The organism is Hyphomonas sp. GM-8P (genome assembly GCF_003263315.1).
Taxonomy (GTDB): domain Bacteria; phylum Pseudomonadota; class Alphaproteobacteria; order Caulobacterales; family Hyphomonadaceae; genus Hyphomonas.
In genome coordinates, this window is sequence record NZ_AWFE01000039.1 from 1 (window position 1) to 380 (window position 380).

At 56.1% G+C, this 380-nt stretch carries 1 protein-coding gene; it reads right to left on the bottom strand.

Going from position 1 to position 380, the window contains the following annotated elements; genetic code table 11:
- The coding region (locus HY26_RS03540) for an IS3 family transposase (RefSeq protein WP_146740168.1) at positions 1-380 on the bottom strand (380 nt) is incomplete at both ends.

Sequence of the window (380 nt, forward strand, 5' to 3'; positions counted from 1 at the left end):
ACCAGACATGGCCTTTATGCGCAGGCCTTAGCCGCACACACGAGCCATCATTCAGCCATAACCGACTGCGCTTTGGTTGTTTCATTGGGACTTTGAGCCCTTCACGACGCCAGATGCGATACACCCGCTTCTCATTCACATGCCAACCATCGGCCCTGAGCAGTGCAGTGATCCGGCGATACCCATATCTACCGAACCGAGAGGCGAGGTTGATAATGGCCCGTGTCAGTGCTTGTTCATCACCACGAGAGGTTCTCGGCTTGCGTTGGGTCGAACGATACTGGCCGATCACGCGGCAAGCCCGACGCTCAGATGCGCCAAGCTCTTCCACCACATGATCGACCGCTATGCGTTTACGTGAAGGGCTTAGTACTTTCCCC